The organism is Streptomyces sp. ITFR-6 (genome assembly GCF_031844725.1).
Taxonomy (GTDB): domain Bacteria; phylum Actinomycetota; class Actinomycetes; order Streptomycetales; family Streptomycetaceae; genus Streptomyces.
In genome coordinates this window covers 122,352-146,279 of sequence record NZ_CP134614.1, presented here as the reverse complement: position 1 = coordinate 146,279, position 23,928 = coordinate 122,352, and the positions used below count along the sequence as shown (strand labels likewise).

Annotated in this window: 2 protein-coding genes; both read left to right on the top strand. The window is 74.1% G+C overall.

Going from position 1 to position 23,928, the window contains the following annotated elements:
* Positions 1-5 precede the first annotated feature (5 nt).
* The gene (locus RLT59_RS38700; RefSeq protein WP_399127129.1) at positions 6-9,989 is read left to right on the top strand and encodes a type I polyketide synthase; all 9,984 of its coding nucleotides are present in this window, start codon (positions 6-8) and stop codon (positions 9,987-9,989) included.
* A gap of 1 nt (position 9,990) precedes the next feature.
* Positions 9,991-23,910, top strand: coding sequence for a type I polyketide synthase (locus RLT59_RS38695; protein ID WP_311308161.1), 13,920 nt, complete (start codon positions 9,991-9,993; stop codon positions 23,908-23,910).
* Positions 23,911-23,928 lie beyond the last annotated feature (18 nt).

Sequence of the window (23,928 nt, the reverse complement as noted above, 5' to 3'; positions counted from 1 at the left end):
GACCGATGAGTCCCATGAACGAGGAGCGGCTGCGCGAATACCTGAAGAGGGCCACCGCCGATCTGCAGCGCACCCGTCAGAAACTCGCCGAGCACCAGGAGAAGAGCTCGGAGCCGATCGCGATCGTCGGCATGAGCTGCCGGCTGCCCGGCGGGGTCACCTCGCCCGAGCAGCTGTGGCAGCTCGTCGCCGACGGCACCGACGCCGTCTCGGAGTTCCCGGACGACCGGGGCTGGGACCTGCGCTCGCTCTACGACCCGGACCCCGACCAGCCGGGCACCTGCTACTCGACACAGGGCGGCTTCCTGCACGACGCCACCCGGTTCGACGCCGAACTCTTCGGCCTGAGCCCCCGCGAGGCACTGGCCACCGACCCGCAGCAGCGACTCCTCCTCGAAGCCTCCTGGGAGGCGCTGGAGCACGGCGGGATCAGCCCGACGTCGCTGCGCGGCAGCCGTACGGGCGTGTACGTCGGCGTGATGTACAACGACTACGGATCCAGGGTGCGGCAGCCGCCGCGCGGCCTGGAGGGCTACATAGGCAACGGCAGTTCCCCGAGCATCGCCTCCGGCCGCATCGCCTACACCCTCGGCCTCGAAGGGCCCGCGGTCACGCTGGACACGGCGTGCTCCTCCTCGCTGGTCGCCCTGCACCTGGCCTGCCAGTCCCTCCGGTCGGGGGAGTGCACCCTGGCTCTGGCCGGCGGTGTGACGGTCATGTCCACACCGGTCACCTTCGTGCAGTTCAGCCGGCACCGGGGCCTGGCGCCCGACGGACGCTGCAAGTCCTTCGCCGACGACGCCGACGGGACGGGCTGGTCCGAGGGCGTCGGCCTGCTCACCCTGGAACGCCTGTCGGAGGCCCGCCGCAACGGCCACCGCGTGCTGGCCGTGATCCGCGGCAGCGCCATCAACCAGGACGGCGCCAGCAGCGGCCTCACCGCTCCCAACGGCCCCTCCCAGCAGCGCGTCATCCGCCAGGCCCTGTCCAACGCCGGCCTCACCCCGGCCGACGTGGACGCCGTCGAGGCACACGGCACCGGCACCCGGCTCGGCGACCCGATCGAGGCGCAGGCGCTGCTCGCCACCTACGGCAAGGACCGCCCGGCGGGCCGGCCGCTGTGGCTCGGATCGCTCAAGTCGAACCTCGGCCACACCCAGGCCGCCGCCGGCGTCGCCGGTGTGATCAAGATGGTGCAGGCGATACGGCACGGCAGCCTGCCGAAGACCCTCCACGTGACCGAGCCCTCCCAGCACGTCGACTGGTCCGCGGGCGACGTGCAACTGCTCACCGAGGCCCGGCCGTGGCCCGAACCCGATCGCCCCCGCCGGGCCGGCGTCTCGGCGTTCGGCGTCAGCGGCACCAACGCCCACCTGATCGTCGAACAGGCCCCGCAGGAGGAGCCCGCCGCCGCGACGCAGGACGGTCCGCCCGCAGGCCCCGCGCCGCGCACCCTCCCCGTGATCCCCTGGGTGGTCTCCGCGAAGACCCCCGAAGGCCTCGCCGCCCAGGCCCGCAGGCTGCTCCCCGGCACCGCCGGGCACGCCCCCCAGGACATCGGCCACGCACTGGCCGTCACCCGGGCGCCCCTGGAGCGGCGCGCGGTGGCGGTGGGCACCGGCCCGCAGGAACTGCTGGCCGCGCTCACCGCCATCGCGGACGGCGAGAGCACCGGACCCGGTGTGGTCACGGGACAGCCCCTCAGTGGCCCGGTCGCCTTCATGTTCAGCGGCCAGGGCTCCCAGCGGACCGGGACGGGCCGCGAGCTGTACGCCGCCTACCCCGTGTTCGCACGGACACTGGACGAGATCTGCGCGCACTTCGACATCGGTTCCGGCACCCCGCTGAAGACCGTCATGTTCGAGGACACCGGCCTGCTGGACCGGACCGAGTACACCCAGCCCGCCCTGTTCGCCCTCGAAGTGGCCCTGTTCCGGCTGCTGGAGTCCTGGGGTGTGCGGCCCGACCACCTCATCGGCCACTCCATCGGGGAACTCGCCGCCGCCCACGCCGCGGACGCGCTGTCCCTGCCGGACGCCTGCCGGCTCGTCGCCGCCCGTGCCCGGCTGATGCAGGCCCTGCCGGCCGGCGGCGCCATGCTCGCCCTGCGCGCCACCGAGGCCGAGGTCACCGGGCTGCTCGGGGACCGCGTCTCGATCGCCGCGATCAACGCCGCCGACTCCGTGGTCCTGTCCGGCGACGAGGACGAAGTGCTCCGCGTCGCCGCCGGGTTCCCCGGCCGCGACACCCGCCGCCTCACCGTCAGCCACGCCTTCCACTCCCACCGCATGGACGGGATGCTGGCGGAGTTCCGCGCGGTCGCCGAGACCGTCGAGTACCGCAGGCCGGCCGTCCCGGTCGTGTCCAACCTGACCGGGCGTCCCGTCGAGGAGTTCACCGCCGAGCACTGGGTGCGGCACGTACGCGAGGCGGTCCGCTTCGCCGACGGCATCGACCGGCTGCGCGCCCTGGGCACCGAACGGTTCGTCGAACTCGGCCCCGACGGACCGCTGTGCGCGGCCGTCGCCGGCGGCCGGCCCGGCCCCGGCCTCGTGCGGCCGCTGCTGCGCGGTGCCCGGCCCGAACCCGAGACCCTCACCGAGACCCTGGCCATGCTCTGGGCCTGCGGCGGCCGCGTCGACTGGTCCGCCTTCTACGAGGGCACCGGCGCCCGCCGCCCCGAGCTGCCCACCTTCGCCTTCCAACACCGGCGCTTCTGGCTGGAGGCGCCCTTCCCGCACCGCGACACGACGACTGGCCACCCCGTCCTCGGGGCCGGAGTCGAACGCGCCGACGCGGACGGCTTCGTCTTCGACGGCGAACTGTCCGTCGCCACGCACCCCTGGCTGGCCGACCACCGCGTGGCCGGTCACATCCTGGTGCCCGGCACCGCCTTCCTCGAACTCGCGCTGTCGGCCGGCACCCGGATCGGCTGCCCCCGCGTCGACGAACTCGTCCTGGCCGAACCACTGGTGCTGGAACCCGCCGACCGCGTCACCCTGCAACTGGTGATCGGTGCCGCGGACCCCGCCGGCCGGCGCGCCGTCACCGGCTACGCGAGGCCGGAGGCGGACACCCCTGGCCGGCCGTGGACCCGCCACTTCACCGGCACCCTGACCCCGGCACCCGGCCCTGCGGACATCGGAGCCGGGCCCGCCGACTGGCCGCCGCCGGGCGCGACCCCCCTGGAGACCGGGCACCTCTACGACGAACTGGCCTCGGCCGGACTGGAGTACGGTCCGCTGCTGCGCGGACTGCGCGCCGCCTGGCGGCTCGGCGACGAGATCCACGCCGAGGTCGAGCTGCCCGAGTCCCGGCACATCGAGGCCGAACGGTTCGAACTGCACCCGGCCCTCCTCGACGCCGCCCTGCACGCCTCCGCGCTCGGCGCCGACACCTCCGCCGCCGCGGTCCCCTTCACCTGGACCGGCGTCAGCGTGCACACCCCGGGCGCCACCGCACTGCGCGTCACCCTCAGCCCGTCCGGGCAGCGCTCGCTGACGGTGACCGCGACCGACGCCGCCGGGACGCCCGTCGTGTCCGTCGAATCGCTGCTGGTACGCCCGCTGCCCGGGGAACGGCTGCGCGCACTGCCGCGCCACCGCGACACCCTGTACCGCGTCGAGTGGCCGGAGGTCCCTGCCGGACCCGCCCCGGCCGGTGAACCGCCCGAGGTGATGGACCTGCCGGGCGGCCCCGCGCTGCCGGACGACCCGCACGAGGCGCTGCGCGAGGCCCTGCACCGCACCCTCGCGATCCTGCAGGACCGGCTCGGCGGACCCGAGCCCGTGGACGGGACCCCGCTCGTACTGCGCACCCGCGCCGCCGCCCGGCTGCCCGGCGAGAGCGCGCAGGCCGACCCGGTCGCCGCCGCCGTCCAGGCCCTGGTGCGCTCGGCGCAGTCGGAGAACCCGGACCGGTTCGTCCTCGTGGACGTCACCGACGACGGCCCGCAGATCCCGGTGGCGGCACTCCCGTACGACGAGCCGTCGCTGCTGTGGCGCGACGGCCGCTGGTACGCGCCCCGCCTCGCCCGGCCGGAGCCCCGCACCGAAGAGCCGGCGTCCCCCTTCGGGGCCGACGGAACGGTCCTGGTCACGGGAGCCACCGGCCGGCTCGGCCGCGCCCTGTGCCGGCACCTCGTCGAGCAGCACGGCGTCCGGCACCTGCTGCTGACCAGCAGGTCGGGGCCGGACTCCCCGGACGCCGGCGAGCTGACCTCGCTGGACGCCGAGGTGCGGCTCGCGGCCTGCGACGTCTCGGACCGGGACGCCCTGGCGGCACTGCTCGACACGGTGCCCGCCGCGCACCCGCTGACCGCCGTCATCCACCTGGCGGGCATCCTCGACGACGGCATCATCCAGTCGCTGACCCCCGGGCGCATCGACGCCGTACTCGCCCCGAAGGTCTCCGGGGCGCTCAACCTCCACGAGCTGACCCAGGACCTGCCCCTGACCGCGTTCATCCTGTTCGCCTCCGCCGCCGGCACCTTCGGCGGCCCCGGCCAGGGCAACTACTCCGCCGCCAACGCCTACCTCGACGCCCTCGCGGAGAACCGCCGCCGGCAGGGGCTGCCCGGCCTCTCCCTGGCCTGGGGCCTGTGGGAGGGCCAGGACGGCATGGTCGGCGGCCTCAGTGACGTCGACCTGCAGCGCGCCGCCAGCATCGGTGTCCTCAGCCTGGGCGGCCCCGAAGGACTCGCCCTGTTCGACACGGCCCTCGGCAGCCCCGAGGGCAACCTGGTGCCCGCCGCCTTCGACTTCCCCGTCCTGCGCGGGCAGGACGGCAAGCAGGCCATGCACGCCCTGCTGCGCGGACTGGTACGCCACCAGAGGCCCGCGACGGCCCCGGCGGCCCGGCCGGTCCGCACGATCGACCTGGTCCGCAGCCGGGTCGCCGCCGTACTGCGGCACTCCTCGACGAGCGCCGTCGACCCCGACAAGTCGTTCTCCGAGCTCGGCTTCGACTCGCTGATGGCCGTCGAACTGCGCAACACGCTCAGCGAGCAGACCGGCCTCAGACTGCCCGCCTCCGTCATCTTCGACCAGCCCACCCCGGCCGCGCTGGCCGGCCACCTGGAGTCGATGACGGCGGGTCCGACGGCCGCGCCCGCCCCCGGCGCCACCCCCGTCACGGCGGCCGGCGCCCCCGACGACGAGCCGATCGCGATCGTGTCCATGGCCTGCCGGCTGCCCGGCGGGGTCGAGACACCCGAACAGCTGTGGGAGCTGGTGCTGCGCGGCGACGACGCCGTCGTACCGATGCCGGAGGACCGGGGCTGGGACCTCGGCGCGCTCCTCGACCCGGACGCAGACCGGCCCGGCACCAGCTACGCCTTCGAGGGCGGATTCCTCGTCGGAGCCGACCGGTTCGACCCCACCCCGTTCGGGATCTCGCCCCGCGAAGCCCTCGCCATGGACCCCCAGCAGCGCCTGCTGCTCGAATCGTCCTGGGAGCTCTTCGAACGGGCCGGGCTCCCCGCGCGCTCCCTGCGGGGCAGCAGCACCGGCGTGTTCATCGGCCTGATGTACACCGACTACTCGGCCCTGCTGCACGGCCGCGCCCACGATCTGGAGGGCCACCTCGGCACCGGCACCGCGGGCAGCGTCGCCTCCGGCCGGCTCGCCTACACCTACGGACTGGAGGGCCCGGCCGTCACCGTCGACACCGCCTGCTCCTCCTCACTGGTCTCCGTGCACATGGCGGTCGCCGCACTCCGCTCCGGCGAGTGCTCGCTCGCCCTGGCCGGCGGCACCACCGTGATGTCGACACCCACCGTGTTCCAGGAGTTCAGCCGCCAGCGCGGACTCGCCACCGACGGCCGCTGCAAGCCGTTCGCGCAGGGCGCCGACGGCACCGGCTGGGGCGAGGGCGCCGGACTGCTGCTCCTGGAGCGGCTCTCCGACGCCCGCCGCAACGGGCACACCGTCCTCGGTGTCGTACGCGGCTCGGCCGTCAACCAGGACGGCGCCTCCAACGGGCTCACCGCCCCCAACGGCCCCTCCCAGCAGCGCGTCATCCGCCAGGCGCTCGCCAACGCCCGGCTGGACGCCGTGGACATCGACGCCGTCGAGGCGCACGGCACCGGCACCCCGCTCGGCGACCCGATCGAGGCGCAGGCGCTGCTCGCCACCTACGGCCAGGAACGGGCGGACGACACCCCGCTGCTGGTCGGCGCCCTCAAGTCGAACCTCGGGCACACCCAGGCCGCCGCCGGTGTCGCCGGGATCATCAAGACCGTGCTGGCGATGCGGCACGGGGTACTGCCCAGGATCGTGCACCTGGACGAGCCCTCGTCCAGGGTCGACTGGGAGTCCGGCGCCGTACGGCTGCTCGACCGCAACCAGGACTGGCCCGACACCGGACGGCCGCGCCGTGCCGCGGTCTCCTCGTTCGGCATCAGCGGCACCAACGCCCACGTCATCCTCGAACAGGCACCTGCCGAGCCCGCGTCGGCCGCCCGTCCGGACCCGGACCGCACGCCGCCCGCCGCCGTCGCCTGGACCCTGTCCGCACCGAGCGAACCGGCCCTGCGCGCCCAGGCGGACAGCCTGCTGCCGGCCCTCCAGGACACCGCACCCGTGGACGTGGGCCTGACCCTGGCCACGGTCCGGTCGGCCTTCGAACACCGCGCGGTGATCGTCGGCGCCGACCGGGGCGAACTCCTCGACGGACTGCGCGCCCTGGCCGAGGGCGAACCCAGCGCGCACGTCGTCGAGGGCGTCGCCCGTCCGCTGAGCCGCCCGGTGTTCGTCTTCCCCGGCCAGGGCTCCCAGTGGGCCGGCATGGCCGCCGAACTGATCGACACCTCACCCCGGTTCGCCCGCAGCATCGCCCGCTGTGAGGCCGCGCTGGCCGAGTTCGTCGACTGGCGGCTCACCGACGTGCTGCGCGGCGCACCGGGCGCCCCCGGCCTCGACAGCGACGACGTCGTGCAGCCCGCGACGTTCGCCGTCACCGTGTCACTGGCCGAACTGTGGCGCTCCTGCGGCGTCGAACCGGCCGCGGTCGTCGGCCACTCCCAGGGCGAGATCGCCGCCGCCTGCTTCGCCGGAGCGCTGACCCTGCGCGACGCCGCCCGCGTCGTCTGCCTGCGCGGCCGCGAGGTCACCGCACTCGCCGGGCTCGGCGGCCTGCTCTCGGTGGCCGCCCCGCAGGCCCTGGTCGAGGAACTGCTGCGGGCGTACGAGGGCCGGCTGCACATCGGCGCGGTCAACAGCCCGCGCGCGGTGATCGTCTCCGGTGACGCGGACGCGCTGCGGGAGTTCGCCGCCGCCTGCACGGACCAGTCCATCCGCACCAGGACCGTCCCGATCAACTACGCCTCCCACTCCCCGCACGCGGACGCCGTCGAGGACCGGCTCGCGGAGGTCCTCGCGCCGGTCACGTCATCGGCGCCCGACGTGCCGTTCTTCTCCACCGTGACCGCCGACTGGGCCGACGGCCCGGTGTTCGACGGCTCGTACTGGTTCCAGAACCTGCGTCGGCCGGTGCGCTTCGCGGACTCCGTCCGGGCGCTCGCCGAGGAGGGCTACGGACCGCTGATCGAGGTCAGCGCCCACCCCGTGCTGACCGCCGCCGTCGAGGAGACCCTCGCGGACCGCGACGACGTGGCCGCCCTCGGCTCGCTGCGCCGCTTCGACGGCGGACTGGCCCGCTTCCTGCGGTCCGTCGGCGAGGCCCATACGGCGGGCGCGGCCGTCGACTGGACCCGGGTCTTCGAGGACACCGGCGCCCGGCGCATCGACCTGCCCCCGTACGCCTTCCAACGGCGCCGGTTCTGGCCGGAGTTCGAGGAGATCGTGGCAACGGTCGCGGACCCGGCCGAGGCCGAGTTCTGGCGGGCCGTGAGCGACCAGGACCTCGACGCACTCACCGAGCACACCGGCATGGCACGCTGCGAACTGGCACCCGTGCTGCCCGCCCTGTCCCGCTGGCACACCGGACGCCGGCTCCGTACCGCGCTGGACGACTGGCGCTACCGCACCCAGTGGGAGCCGGTGGCGGCGGGCCCGGACGCGCCGCTGTCCGGGAGCTGGCTGCTGCTGCGGCCCGCCGGAGCCCACGACCGCCTCGCGGACGCCACCGCCCGCGCACTGCAGCAGGCGGGCGCCGACGTCATCGACGTACCGGTGGACACCACCGGAAACGGCACCGCCGGAAGCGATACTGCCGGGGGCCGGAGCTCCTCGCTGGCCGAGCGGATCACGGCAGCCCTCGACGGCCGACGCCCCGCCGGAGTGCTCTGCCTCACCGGCCTCGACGAGACCCCGCACCCCGACCACCCCGCGATGACCACCGGGCTCACCGCCGTCCTCGCCACGGTCCGGGCACTGACCGCGCTGGACCTGGACGCCCCGCTCTGGCTGGGCACCACGGGCGCGGTCGGCACCGGCCCCGCCGACCCGCCGCGCCACCCGGCACAGGCACTGGTGTGGGGCACGGGCGTGGTCATCGGCCTCGACCTGCCCCGCCGCTGGGGCGGACTGCTCGACCTGCCGGAGGAGCTGGACGCCGACAGCGCCCGCCACCTGTGCGCCGTCCTCGGCGGCACCACCGGCGAGGAACAGCTGGTGATCGCCCCCTCCGGGATACTCGCCCGCCGGCTGGTCCGCGCGCCCGCCGACGGCGCGGCGACGCCCTGGCAGCCGCGCGAGACCGTGGTGATCACCGGCGGCACCGGAGCCCTCGGCAGCCGCCTGGCCCGCTGGGCCGCGCGCTCGGGCGCGGACCGGGTCGTCCTGGTCAGCCGGCGCGGAGAAGCCGCGGACGGCATGCCGGAACTCATCGACGAACTCGTCGACCTGGGTGCCGACGTCGTCATCGCCGCCTGCGACCTGGCCGACCGGGCCGCCCTCGGCGACCTGTTCGCCAAGATCGGCACCGACGGTCCGCCGATCCGCGCGGTGCTGCACGTCGCCGGCACCAGCGGACGCGAGATGCCCGCAGAGGAGCTGACCCCCGCCGAACTGGCCGCCGTACTGAGCCCCAAGGTGACCGGCACCCGCAACCTCGCCGCCCTCACCGAGGACCTCGACCTCGACGCCTTCGTCCTGTTCTCCTCCGGCGCCGGCACCTGGGGCAACTCCGGCCGGATCGGCTACGCGGCCGCCAACGCCCACCTCGACGCGTTCGCTGCCGAACGACGGGCGGCCGGACTGCCGTTCCTGTCCCTCGCCTGGGGCGCCTGGGACGGCGGAGGCATGGTGGACACCGACACCGCAGCCCATCTGCACCGGCTCGGCAACCGGCAGATGGACCCCGACCTGGCCGTCGCCGCCCTCGCCGACGCCGTCGGCCGCCAGGACCACAACCTGGTCATCGCGGACATCGACTGGCAGGCCTTCGCCCCCGCATACAGTGCCGCCCGCTCCAGGCCGCTGATCCTCGGCGTGCCGGAGGCACGACAGGCACTCACCGGGTCCGAGGCACCCGCCGCCGAGAGCGACGCCGTGACCGGACTCGTCCGCGAACTGTCCGCACTCGACGACACCGAGCGGCAACGGCTGCTGCTCGACCGGATCCGCCGCGAGGCGGCGGTGGCCCTCGGACACGAATCGGCCTCCGAGCTGCTGTCCGACCGGTCCTTCCGGGACCTGGGCTTCGACTCCCTGACCGTGGTGACCCTGCGCAACCGGCTGTCCGCGCTCACCGGCCTGCAGCTCCCGACCACCCTGGTCTTCGACCACCCCACCTTCCCGGACCTCACCCGCTACCTGACGACCCGCCTGTTCGGCGCCGACAGCGAGGCCGCCGCGCAGAGCCCCGAGGAGGAGGCCACCTGGTCGGCCCTGCGCGCCATCCCGCTGAGCCGGCTGCGCGAGACCGGGCTGCTCGACGCCCTGCTGGAGCTGGCCGCCGCCCCGCAGCAGGCCGACGCCCCGGACGCGGACACCGCGGCCGACACCGCGGAGCGCATCGACGACATGAACGTGGCCGACCTCGTCGAGCTGGCACTCGGCACCGACACCCATGTACAGGAAAGCTGACATGACCGCACCTTCGGACAAGATCGTCGATGCCCTGCGCGCCGCGCTGCGCACCAACGAGCAGCTCAAGCAGCGCAACGAGCGCCTGGAGCAGGTCGCGCGCGAGCCGATCGCGATCGTGGGCATGGGCTGCCGGCTGCCCGGCGGGGCCAACAGCCCCGAGCTGCTGTGGCAGCTGCTCGCCGCGGGCGAGGACGCCATCTCGCAGTTTCCCGACCGGCCCGGCTGGGAGCTCGAGTCCCTCGTCGACCCGGACCCGGACCGGCGCGGCACCACGTACGTCAGCGAGGGCGGGTTCCTCCACGACGCCGACCGGTTCGACGCGGGTTTCTTCGGCATCTCGCCGCGCGAGGCCCTGGCGATGGACCCGCAGCAGCGGCTCCTCCTGGAGGTCGCCTGGGAGACCCTGGAGAACGCCCGGATATCCCCGGCCTCGCTGCGCGGCACATCGACCGGCGTCTTCGCCGGGGCCACCGGCCAGGACTACGGACCGCTGGTCCACCAGAGCGGCGTCGACACCGAAGGCTACCTCGCCACCGGCACCGCCACCAGCGTCGCCTCCGGCCGCATCGCCTACGTCCTGGGTCTCGAAGGACCGGCGGTGACCGTGGACACCGCCTGCTCCACCTCCCTGGTGGCGCTCCACCTGGCGGTGCAGTCCCTGCGTTCCGGCGAATGCTCGCTGGCCCTCGCCGGCGGCGCGCAGCTGATGACGAGCCCCTCGACGTTCCGCGAGTTCAGCCGCCAGCGCGGCCTCGCCCCCGACGGCCGGTGCAAGCCGTTCTCGGACGACGCCGACGGCACGGCCTGGAGCGAGGGTGTCGGCCTCCTCCTGGTGGAGCGGCTGTCGGACGCGCGCCGCAACGGCCACCGCGTCCTGGCCGTCGTCCGGGGCACCGCTGTCAACCAGGACGGTGCGTCGAACGGCCTCACCGCGCCGAGCGGCCCGTCGCAGCAGCGGGTGATCCGGCAGGCGCTGGCCAACGCGCGGCTGGCCTCCTCGGACGTGGATGTGGTCGAGGCGCATGGTACGGGTACCTCGCTGGGTGACCCGATCGAGGCGCAGGCGGTGCTTGCCACGTACGGTCAGGACCGGCCGGACGACGCTCCGCTGTGGCTGGGCTCGATCAAGTCGAATATCGGCCATGCGCAGGCTGCGGCCGGTGTGGCTGGTGTGATCAAGATGGTGCAGGCGATGCGGCACGGGTTGATGCCGAAGTCGCTGCATTTGGGTACGCCGTCGTCGCATGTGGACTGGTCGGCGGGTGCGGTGGAGCTGCTGGCCGAGGCGCGGGAGTGGCCGCGTGGTGAGCGGCCGAGGCGTGCGGCTGTGTCGGCGTTCGGGATGAGCGGGACGAACGCCCACGTGATCCTTGAAGAGGTGCCGGAGGAGGCGGAGGCCGGGGGGACGGTTTCCGGGACGCCGTCGGTGGTGCCGTGGATTCTGTCGGGGCGGAGTGCTGCCGCGCTGCGGGGTCAGGCCGAGGCGCTGCGTCCGCTGGCGGACGGCACTGATCCGGTGGGTGTCGGGTGGTCGTTGGTGTCGTCCCGGGCGCGGTTCGAGCACCGGGCGGTTGTGGTGGGGGAGCCGGTGTCCGCTCTGGCCGCGCTGGCGGCGGGCGAGCCCGCCGGGCAGGTCGTCACCGGGCTTGCGGCTCCCGTCGGCCGTACCGCGTTCGTCTTCCCTGGTCAGGGCGCGCAGTGGGCCGCCATGGGCGCCCAGCTGCTGGAGTCCTCCCCGGTCTTCGCACAGGCGGTAGTGGAGTGTGAGTCGGCGTTGTCCGCTTATGTGGACTGGTCGTTGACGGAGGTACTGAATGGGGCGCCGGGTGCGCCGTCGTTGGATGCGGTGGATGTGGTGCAGCCGGTGTCGTTTGCGGTGATGGTGTCGTTGGCGGCGTTGTGGCGTTCGTTCGGTGTGGTGCCGGCTGCGGTGGTGGGGCATTCGCAGGGTGAGATCGCTGCCGCGTGTGTGGCGGGGGTGTTGTCGTTGGAGGATGCGGCGCGGGTGGTGTGCTTGCGGAGCCGGGCGATTGCGGCGGTGGCGGGTGCGGGCGGTATGGCGTCGGTGGCGGCGTCGGTGGAGCGGGTGGAGGAGTTGCTTGGTTCGTGGGCGGGCCGGGTGTCGGTGGCTGCGGTGAATGGTCCGTCGCAGGTGGTGGTCTCGGGTGAGGCCGTTGCTCTGGACGAGCTGGTTGCCGAGTGCGGGGGGCAGGGGTTGCGGGCGCGGCGGATAGCGGTGGATTACGCCTCGCACTCGGCTGCGATGGATGTGCTGGAGGCGGATCTGGCGGTCGAGCTGGCCGGGGTCTCCCCGCGTGCGGGTGACATCCCGTTGATGTCGACGGTGACCGGCGAACTGGTGGACGGTTCCGGGATGGATGGCGGGTACTGGTTCACGAATCTGCGCTCGCGGGTTCGGTTCTCCGAGGCGATCGAGAAGCTGAGCGGGGAGGGTTACGGAGTCTTCGTCGAGGCCTCCTCGCACCCCGTACTGACCGCCGCCGTCGAGGAGATCGTGGACGGCAGTGTCGTCACCGGTTCGCTGCGCCGGGATGACGGCGGTCTGGACCGTTTCCTGGCCGGGGTGGCAGAGCTGTGGGTGCGCGGCGTGGACGTCGACTGGTCGGCCGCCTTCCCCGACGGCGCCCGGCCCGTGACCGTGGACCTGCCCACGTATGCGTTCCAGCATCAGTCCTACTGGCCGGAGTTCGAGACCGAGGCGGTGGTGTCCGGGGATGAGGGCACTGCTGCTGACCGTGCGTTCTGGGCGGCGGTGGAGCGGGCCGATGTGGATGCGCTGGCCGGCACGCTGGGTGCGGACAGTGCGCTCATCGATCCGTTGCTGCCCGCGCTGGCCGACTGGCGGCGCAAGCAGCGGGAGCAGGACACCACCGACTCCTGGCGCTACGAAGTGAAATGGCGCCCCAGGAGCAGCAGCGCCGGGCAGCCCGAGCTGACGGGGGCATGGCTGGTCGTCCTGCCGGAGAGCGAGGCGGAAACTGAGCACACCGGCGCGGTCCTCGACGCCCTGCGCACGCACGGCGCCGACGTACACACCCTGGTACTGGCCGACGGTACGGCCGAGCGGCAGGCGATCACGGAGCGGCTGCGGGAACTCGTACCGCAGCCGGCCGGGGTACTGTCCCTCGCCGCGCTCGACGAGCGCCCGCATCCCGGACAGCCCGCCGTACCTGCCGGGCTGGCGGCCACCGTCGCGCTGGTGCAGGCACTCGGTGACGCGGACCTCGCCGCGCCGGTGTGGCTCGCCACTCGGGGCGCGGTCGGCATCGGGCCGTCTGACCCGCCGCGCAGCGTGCCGCAGGCAGCGGCCTGGGGGCTGGGCCGGGTCGTCGGGCTGGAACACCCGGACCGCTGGGGCGGGCTGATCGACCTGCCCGAACTCTTCGACGCCCGTGGCGCGGAGCGCCTCGCCACCGCACTGGCCGACGGCGCAGAGGACCAGATCGCGCTGCGCGCGTCCGGCTCCTTCGTGCGACGTCTGGTGCACGCCGGGCCTGGCGGGGCACGGGGCCGCCGCTGGCAGCCGCACGGCACCGCACTGGTCACCGGTGGTACCGGCGGGATCGGTGCGGAACTCGCCCGGTGGCTCGCCGCGGAGGGCATCGACCACCTGATCCTGACCAGCCGGCGCGGGGCCGAGGCGCCCGGAGTGCCGGAACTGCGGGACGAGCTGACCGCGCAGGGCGTGGGCGTCACCGTTGCCGCCTGCGACGTCGCGGACCGGGCCGCGCTGGCCGGGGTGCTCGACCTGGTACCGGAGGAGCACCCGCTGACGGCGGTCGTGCACGCGGCGGGCGTCGGTGAGTTCGCGCCGCTTGCCGAGCACAGCCTCGCGGACCTCGCGGACGTCCTGGCGGCGAAGACGCTGGGCGCCACCCACCTCGACGAACTGCTGGGCGACCGGCCGCTGGACGCGTTCGTGCTGTTCTCCTCCAGCGCCGGTGTCTGGGGCAGCGGCGGCCAGTCGGTCTACGCGGCGGCCAACGCCCACCTCGACGCGCTGGCACACCACCGGCGCTCGCGCGGCCGGGTCGCCACCTCGGTCGCCTGGGGCGCCTGGGGCGGCGCCGGTATGGCGGCCGACGCGTCCATGGCACGCCACCTGGGCGCCCGGGGCATCCGCGCGATGCCGCCCGCCTCCGCCCTCGTCGCACTGCGTGCCGCGGTCGAGCGCGAGGAGACCGTCGCGGTCGTGGCCGACATGGACTGGGAGCGGTTCGCCCCGGCCTTCACCACGGCCCGCCCCCGCCCGCTGCTCGACGAACTCCCCGACGTCAGGAAGGCCGCGGAAGCGGGCCGGCCGGACACCGGACACGACGGTGCCGACGACGCGCTGCGCCGCCGGCTGGCCGGCCTGACCCCGGCCGAGCAGCAGCGGGAACTGCTGGAACTCGTACGCGCCCACGCCGCGGCGGTGCTCGGCCACGCCGACGGCTCCGCCATCGAGCAGACGCGCGCCTTCCGCGAGCTGGGCTTCGACTCGCTGACCGCCCTGGAGCTGCGCAACCGGCTGTCCGCCGCGACCGGACTCCGGCTGCCCGCCACCCTGGTCTTCGATCATGCCCAGCCCCGGCTCCTCGCCGCCTTCCTCCACACGGAGCTGGGCGGTGAAGGGAGCGCCGCGGACGACACGGTGGCACCGGCCGTCGCCCACGCGGCCGACGAGCCGATCGCCATCGTCGGTATGGGCTGCCGCTACCCGGGCGACATCCGCTCGCCGGAGGACTTCTGGAAACTGCTCGCCGACGGCACGGACGCCCTGTCACCGCTGCCGTCCGATCGAGGCTGGCCGTCCACCGTCGGCGGGGTCCGCGAGGGCGGATTCGTCCACGACGCGATCGACTTCGACGCGGCCTTCTTCGGCATGAGCCCGCGCGAGGCGCTGGCCACCGATCCGCAGCAGCGGCTGCTGCTCGAAACGGCCTGGAAGGCCTTCGAACACGCGGGCATCGACCCGTCGTCCGTGCGCGGCAGCCGCACGGGCGTCTTCATCGGCTGCAACAGCATGGGGTACGGCAGCGGGCTGGATTCCGTCCCCGAGGAGGTCCAGGGCCACCTTCTCATCGGCAACGCCAACAGCGTCGTCTCGGGCCGGGTTGCCTACACCCTCGGGCTCGAAGGCCCGGCGGTCACCCTCGACACGGCCTGCTCGTCCTCACTGGTCGCGCTGCACTGGGCCGCCCAGTCCCTGCGCTCCGGCGAATCCACCATGGCGCTCGCCGGTGGTGTGGCCGTGCTGGTCACGCCGGACAGTTTCACCGAGTTCAGCCGCCAGGGAGGCCTCGCCTCCGACGGCCGGTGCAAGGCGTTCTCCGACGAGGCCGACGGCACCGGCTGGGGCGAGGGCGCCGGTGTCCTCGTCCTGGAACGGCTGTCGGACGCACGGCGCAACGGCCACCGGGTGCTGGCCGTGGTGCGCGGCACCGCCACCAACCAGGACGGCGCGTCGAACGGCCTCAGCGCTCCCAGCGGCCCCGCCCAGCAGCGGGTGATCCGGGAGGCACTGGCCACCGCCGGACTGTCGTCGGCAGACGTGGACGCGGTCGAGGCGCACGGCACGGGCACCCGGCTGGGTGACCCGATCGAGGCGCATGCGCTGCTGGCCACCTACGGTCAGGACCGGCCCGCCGACCAGCCGCTGTGGCTGGGCTCGGTGAAGTCGAACCTGGGTCACACACAGGCTGCGGCGGGTGTCGCCGGTCTGATCAAGATGGTGCTGGCGATGCGGCACGGCGAACTGCCCAGGACGCTGTACGCCGACACCCCGTCCTCGCACGTGGACTGGTCGGCGGGTGCGGTGGAGCTGCTGTCGGAGGCGCGGGAGTGGCCGCGCGGCGAGCGGCCCAGGCGGGCCGGTGTCTCCGCCTTCGGGATCAGCGGCACCAACGCGCACGTGATCCTTGAGGAGGCGCCCGCCGAGCCGGAGCCCGCCCGGGGGAACGCGCCTCTGCCCGTCGTGCCGTGGCTGGTGTCGGCCCGGTCGGGCGAGGCCGTCGTGGAGCAGGCCGGCCGGCTGCGGTCCGGGCTGGTGGGTCTGGACGCGGCGGATGTGGGTCTGTCACTGGCGAAGAGCCGGGCCGCGCTGGAGCACCGCGCGGTCATCCTCGGCAGTGACACGGACGAGCTGCTCGCAGGGCTGGGCGCGTTGGCGGCCGGTGAGCCGGCGCCGGGCGCGGTGCCGGTGGTGGCCCGGGACGGTCTGACCGGGTTCGTGTTCTCGGGTCAGGGCGGCCAGCGGCTCGGCATGGGCCGCGAGCTGGCGGACGCCTATCCGGTCTTCGCGGAGGCTCTGGATGCGGTGTGTGCGCACTTCGACGGTCTGCTGGACCGGCCGCTGCGCGAGGTGATGTTCACCGACGCGGAGGCTCTCGGACGAACGGGTTGGGCGCAGCCGGCGTTGTTCGCGGTCGAGGTGGCGTTGTTCCGGCTGGTGGAGTCGTGGGGGGTGCGCCCGGATTACCTGGTGGGTCATTCGGTGGGTGAGCTGGCCGCCGCGCACGTGTCCGGGGTGTTCTCGCTGGCCGACGCGTGCAAGCTGGTGGCCGCGCGTGCCGGGTTGATGCAGGCGTTGCCTGCTGGTGGTGCGATGTGGGCGGTGCGGGCGACGCTCGACGAGGTCGCACCGTTCCTGGTCGAGGGTGTCTCCGTGGCTGCGGTGAACGCTCCGGGCCAGGTCGTCCTGTCGGGTGCCCGTGAGGCGGTTGAGGCGGTCGCTTCGTCGGCTGCCTTCGATGGCCGCCAGGCACGGTGGCTGGAGGTCAGCCACGCCTTCCACTCGGTGCTGATGGACCCGATGCTGGACGCGTTCCGTACGGCGGCGAACGAGGTCACGTACGAGACTCCGCGCATCCCGATCGTCTCCACCCTGACCGGCGAGCCGGTCACCGGCTTCTTCCCGGACTACTGGGCCGACCAGGTGCGCGGCACGGTGCGGTTCGCCGACGCCGTCACCCGCCTGGAGTCCCTGGGCGTCACCCGCTTCGTCGAACTCGGGCCGGACGCGAGCCTGACCGGGGCCGTCGAGGAAACCTGCGGGGACACCGTGTCGGTGGTCTCGCTCCTGCGCCGGGACAAGCCCGACCCCGTCACCTCGGTCACCGCCCTGGCGCACCTGTGGGCGACCGGTGCGGAGGCCGACTGGGCGGCGTTCTTCGCCCCCGCCGGCGCGCGGGTCACCGACCTGCCCACGTACGCCTTCCAGCGCCGGCGCTACTGGCTCGGAGCGGGCCCGTCCCGGACCCAGGACGGCTGGAGCTACCAGGTCGCCTGGCACCGGATCACCGAGCGGCGCGGCCGGCTCGCCGGACGCTGGCTGCTGCTCGCGCCAGCGGCCGACGCCCCGCTCGTCGCCCCGCTCACCGAAGGGCTGCTGGCCCATGGCGCGCAGCCCGAACTGATCGTCCTCACCCCGGACACGGACCCCGCACAGCTGCTCACCGGGCACACCGGCATCGCGGGAGCCGTCTGCCTGCCTGCGCCGGGCGCAGGTTCAGGACCGGGCCGGGCCGGCTGGCTCGCACAGGTGGTACGCGGACTCGGCCAGGCCTCGGTCGCGGCGCCGTTGTGGTGCGTCACCAGCGGTGCCGTCGCCACCGGCGGAGCCGATGCGGCACCGGAGCCCGAGCAGGCAGCGGTCTGGGGCCTGGGGCGGGTGGCGGCGATGGAACACCCCGACCGATGGGGCGGCCTGGTCGACCTGCCCGCGCTGCCGACCGCGCGGGACATCGAGCGGCTGGCCGGTCTGCTGGCCGGCGGCACCACCGAGAACGAGATCGCGATCCGCCCCGCAGGCATGTCCGTACGGCGCCTGGTACGCGGCGCCCGGCCGTCCGGCGAGGTGGCCGAACTGCCGCTGAGCGGCACCGTCCTGGTCACCGGCGGTACGGGAGCGCTGGGCGCCCACGTTGCCCGATGGCTGGCCGGACACGGCACCCAGCACCTCGTACTCGTCGGACGCCGGGGGCCGGAGGCGCCCGGTGCGGCCGCGCTGCGCGAGGAACTGACCGCCGCCGGTGCCCGCGTCACCCTCGCGGCCTGCGATGTCTCCGACCGGGCCGCGCTCGCCGCCCTGATCGAGGGACTCGACACCGACGGCGTCCGCGTCGACGGCGTCGTCCACGCCGCCGGAGTGGTCGACGACGGCCTGCTGCACACGATGACCCCGCGGCAACTGGCGGACATCTGGGCGGCGAAGGCGACGGCCGCCGCGCACCTGAACGAGCTGCTCGGGGACCGGGAGCTGACCGCGTTCGTGCTGTTCTCCTCGCTGTCCGGCACCCTGGGCGCCGTCGGCCAGGCGGGCTACGCGGCGGCGAACGCCTACCTCGACGCGCTGGCCGAGACGCGCCGGCGCGCCGGCCGGCCGGCCCTGTCGGTCGCGTGGGGCCCTTGGGCCGGCGACGGCATGGCCGCCGGTGACGGCATGGCGGAGCGGATGCGGCACACCGGTCTCAACCCGATGGACGCCGCGGACGCGCTGGCCGCACTGGAGCCCGTCCTGACCGGTGACGCGTCCTGCGCGGTGATCGCCGACGCCGACTGGACGCGGATGACCTCCGGGCGGCCCAGCGGTCTCCTCGCGGAACTCGGCGCGACGGTGGACGCCGTCGCCGCCGCCTCGCGGGGCAACGCACCGACGCTGCGGCGCGAAGTGCTCGCCCTGCCCGAACAGGCGCGGCACTCCGCACTGCTGGACGCGGTGCGCGCCCAGGCCGCCGAGGTGCTCGGGCACACGTCCGCCACCGCGGTCGAACCGGAGGCCGCGTTCTCGGCGCTCGGCTTCGACTCGCTGCTCGCCCTGGACCTGCGCGGCCGGCTCTCCACGCTCACCGGTCTCGTCCTGCCCGCAACCCTCGTCTACGACCACTCCAACGCCGACGCGCTCGCCCGCCACCTGCTGCATGAGCTGGCCGACGCCGACGGCACGCCCGACGACAGCCTCCTCCCGGTGCCCGCCGTGGCGCGGGCCGACGACGAACCGATCGCCGTGGTCTCCATGAGCTGCCGGTTCTCCGGCGGCATCCGGACCCCGGAGGAGCTGTGGCGGCTGCTCACCGACGGGGCGGACGGCATTGGCCCGTTCCCCGAGGACCGCGGCTGGGACACCGCCTCCCTCCACCACCCCGACCCCGCCCACGAGGGCACCTCGTACGCACGGGAGGGCGGCTTCCTCCAGGGCGTGGCGGACTTCGACGCCGACCTGTTCGGCATCAACCCGCGCGAGGCACTGGCCATGGACCCGCAGCAGCGCCTCCTGCTGGAATGCTCCTGGGAGGCGTTCGAACGGGCCGGCATCGACCCGCGTTCCGTACGCGGCAGCCGTATCGGCGTGTTCGCCGGAACCAACGGCCAGGACTACCCGGTGGCCCTGCACAACTCCGAGGAGAACGTCGCCGGTTACATCGCCACCGGCAGCTCCGCCAGCGTGTTCTCCGGCCGGATCTCCTACACGTTCGGGCTCGAAGGCCCCGCCATGACCGTGGACACCGCCTGCTCCGCGTCCCTGGTCGCCCTGCATCTGGCCTGCCAGGCCCTGCGCGCCGACGAGTGCAGCGCAGCCCTGGTGGCCGGCGCGTCCGTGATGAGCACCCCCGGCGCGTTCGTCGAGTTCAGCCGCCAGCGCGCACTGTCGCCGGACGGCCGCTGCAAGGCCTTCTCCGACGACGCCGACGGCACCGGCTGGGGTGAGGGCGCGGGCGTCGTCATGGTGGAACGCCTCTCCGACGCGCGTCGCAACGGGCACCCCGTGCTGGCCGTGATCCGCGGCACCGCCGTCAACCAGGACGGCGCGTCCAACGGGCTCAGCGCCCCCAGCGGCCCCGCCCAACAGCGCGTCGTCCGCCAGGCGCTCGCCGCGGCGGGCCTCACCACGCAGGACGTCGACGCGGTGGAGGCCCACGGCACCGGCACCAGGCTCGGTGACCCGATCGAGGCGCAGGCGCTGCTCGCCACGTACGGCAAGGACCGGCCCCAGGACCGGCCGTTGTGGCTCGGCTCGCTCAAGTCGAACATCGGCCACACCCAGGCGGCTGCCGGTGTCGCCGGAGTCATCAAGACCGTCCTGGCACTGCGGCACGCCACCCTGCCGAAGACCCTGCACGTGGCCGCACCCACCTCGCACGTCGACTGGGACAGCGCACAGGGCGGCGGCGTACGGCTGCTCACCGAGCAGCAGGCCTGGCCCGACCTCGGCCGGCCGCGCCGCGCGGGAGTCTCGGCATTCGGCGTCAGCGGCACCAACGCCCACGCCATCCTGGAACAGGCACCCGAACCGGTGAGCGTCGAACCGGTGGTGCCCGGTCCTGACACCGCCCCTGCCAGTGCCCCTGACACCACCCCGCGCCCCGCACCGTTCTCGGACGCGGTGCTGTGGACCCTGTCCGGCAAGACACCGCAGGCACTCACCGACCAGGCCGCCCGGCTGCTGTCCCGGGTCACCGGCCCGGACGCACCGGCCCCCGCGGACGTGGCCCGGACCCTGGTCACCTCGCGCGCGGCGCTCGACCGGCGCGCCGCCGTCATCGGCAGCGGCCACGACGAGCTGGTGGCCGCTCTGGCCGCGCTCGCCGACGGCCGGGAGAGCGCACACGTCGTCACCGCGACGGCCGGCTCACCCGGCAGAACGGTGTTCGTCTTCCCCGGCCAGGGCGCCCAGTGGGTCGCCATGGCCACCGAACTGGCCTCTTCCTCACCGGTGTTCGCCGCGAAACTCGCCGCCTGCGAGGAAGCGCTGGCCGAGTACGTGGACTGGAAGCTGACCGACGTACTGCATGGCACGTCCGGAGCCCCCGGATACGACCGGGTGGACGTGGTCCAGCCCGTGCTGTTCGCGGTGATGGTCTCGCTCGCGGAACTCTGGCAGTCCTGCGGCGTCCGCCCGCACGCGGTGATCGGACACTCCCAGGGCGAGATCGCAGCCGCCTGCGTGTCCGGCGCCCTCTCCCTGCGCGACGCCGCCCGCGTCGTCGCCCTGCGCAGCCGGGCACTGACCGCACTCGCCGCGAGCGGCGGCATGGTCTCCGTGATGCTCGCGCCCGAACCCGCAGCGGAGCTGGTCGCCGGCTACGACGGACGCCTCTCGGTCGCCGCGGTCAACAGCCCCGCCTCCGTGGTGATCTCCGGCGACGTGGACGCCCTCGACGAACTGCTCGTCCACTGCGAGGGCACCGGCGTACGGGTCCGTCGCATCCCCGTCGACTACGCCTCGCACAGCGTCCACGTCGACCGCATAGCGGACGAGATCCGCGAGGCGCTGCGCCCGATCCGGCCGCAGCACCCCACGATCCCCATGCTGTCCACCGTCACCGGAGAGTGGATCGACGACGGCGAACTGGACGCCGAGTACTGGTTCCAGAACCTGCGCCGGCCCGTGCGGCTCGACCCCGTCGTACGCACCCTCGCCGGGCACGGCCATCGCGGCTTCCTGGAGATGAGCCCCCACCCGGTCCTGACCGTCCCCGTCCGGGAGACCGTCGACGACCTGACCGACAGCGGCGCCCCGATGGCCGGGCAGATCTTCGTCGGAGGCTCGCTGCGCCGCGACGACGGCGGCCCGCGCCGGTTCGCGACCTCGCTGGCCGAGGCGTACTGCTCCGGCATCGACGTCGACTGGGACGCGGTAACCGCTACGGACGCCCCGGCCACCCACGTCGAACTGCCCACGTACGCCTTCCAGCACCGGCGCTACTGGCCGCGCCCCGCGACGGCCGTCACCGACCGGTCCGCCGCCGACCCGGTCGGCGACGCCTTCTGGAGCGCCGTCGAACGGCAGGACACCGCCGCCCTCGCGGACACCCTCGGCATCGGCGCGACCACCCTCGACGAGGTGCTGCCCCGGCTGTCCGCCTGGCGGCGCACCCGCCGCGACGCCGCCGCACTGGACGCCTGGCGCTACCGCGCCGTATGGCGCCCGCTCCCCGAGCAACGGCCCGCCCGGCTGTCCGGCACCTGGCTGCTGCTCACCCCGGACCTCTCAGGCGCCACCGCCGACGCCGCCGCCTGGTGCGACACCGTCGGCGGGGCACTGGCGGCAGCCTCCGGAGCCGAGCTGCGGACCGTGACCGTCGACGCGGCCACCGCCACCCGTGACTCGCTCGCCGGACTGCTGCGCACCCACCTGGCGGACTCCGGCACCGTGCACGGCATCGTCTCCCTGCTCGGCACCGACGTACGCCCCCACCCGGCGCACCCGGCGCTGCACGCCGGAGTCGCGGCCACCCTGCGGCTGGCCCAGGCACTGACCGGCACCGATGGGGAGGCGCCCCTGTGGCTGCTGACCCGCGGAGCCGAACTGGCCACCCCCGCCGATCGGCTCACCGACCCCGCCCAACGACAGATCTGGGGCCTGGGCCGGGTCATCGGCCTCGAGTGCGCCGACCGCTGGGGCGGCCTCCTCGACCTGCCCGCCGAACTGGCCGAACCCGACGCGGAGCGGATCCGCCAGATCCTGGCCGGCAGCGGCGACGAGGACCAGATCGCCCTGCGCCGCCAAGGCGTCCTCGTACGGCGGCTGGTACCCGCGCCGCTCGACGACACCCCGCCGCAACGCACCTGGCAGCCCCGGGACACCGCACTCATCACCGGCGGAACCGGCGGACTCGGCTCCCACATCGCCCGCTGGCTGGCCGAATCCGGCGTCGAGCACCTGGTGCTCACCAGCCGCCGGGGCCCCGACGCGCCCGGCGCCGAGGAACTGCGCGCCGAACTGACCGCACTCGGCGCCCAGGTGACCATCGTCGGCTGCGACGTGGCCGACCGTGCCGCGCTGGCCGCTCTGCTGGCCGGACTGCGCGACGAAGGACTCCGCGTCCGTACCGTCGTACACGCCGCCGGAGCCGTCCAGGCCACCCCGCTGTCCGAGATGAGCATCGAGGAATGCGCGGACGTGCTCGCCGCGAAGACCCTGGGCGCAACCCACCTCGACGAGCTGTACGGCGAGTACTTCGACGAGGCCGACCTGGACGCGTTCGTGCTGTTCTCGTCCAACGCCGGTGTCTGGGGCAGCGGAGGCCAGGCCGCCTACGCCGCGGCGAACGCCGCCCTCGACGCCCTCGCCCAGTCCCGCAGAGCACGCGGCCGCACCGCCACCTCGGTCGCCTGGGGCGCCTGGTCCGGCAGCGGCATGGCCGCCGACCCGGCAGCAGAGGAGCAACTGCGCCGCCGGGGCGTCATCGCCATGGCCCCCGAACGGGCCCTCGCCGCACTCCGCCAGGCCCTGGAACACGACGAGACGCTGCTCACTGTCGCCGACATCGACTGGCCGCGCTTCGCGACCGGCTTCACCGCCGCCCGGCCCCGGCCGCTGCTCACCGAGCTGCCCACCGGCCGCCCCGCATCGGCCGGTCCCGACGCGTCGCAGCAGCCGGACACGGACCACGGCGACCGGCTGCGCGGTATGGCCGCGGCGGAACGCGACGCCGCCCTGCTCGGTCTCGTACGGTCCGCCGTCGCCGCCGTCCTGGGCCACGACGAGGCCGACGCCGTCGAGGTGAACCGGCCCTTCAAGGACCTCGGATTCGACTCGCTGACCTCGGTGGAGCTGCGCAACCGGCTGACCTCCGCCACGGGAGTGAAGCTGCCCGCCACGCTGGTCTTCGACCATCCGACCGTGCTGGACCTCGTCGGACGGCTGCGCTCGGGGCTCCTCGGTGAGCAGCCGGGGCAGATCTCCCCGGACCAGGCAGTACTTCAGGAGCTGGACAAGATTGAAGCCGGAATTTCAGCTCTTTCCCCAGACCACGATCTGGACGCCGTGCAAGCAAGGTTGCGCAGCCTACTGTCGGTGCTGGGGGACAGGCCGTCCGTGGATGACGAGGAGCCCGTAACCCGCAAGTTGGAGACAGCGACAGACGACGAGCTGTTCGAATTCATCCACAGGGAGTTCGGTAAGTCTTCCTGAGCGAAAGCCGAAGCTACC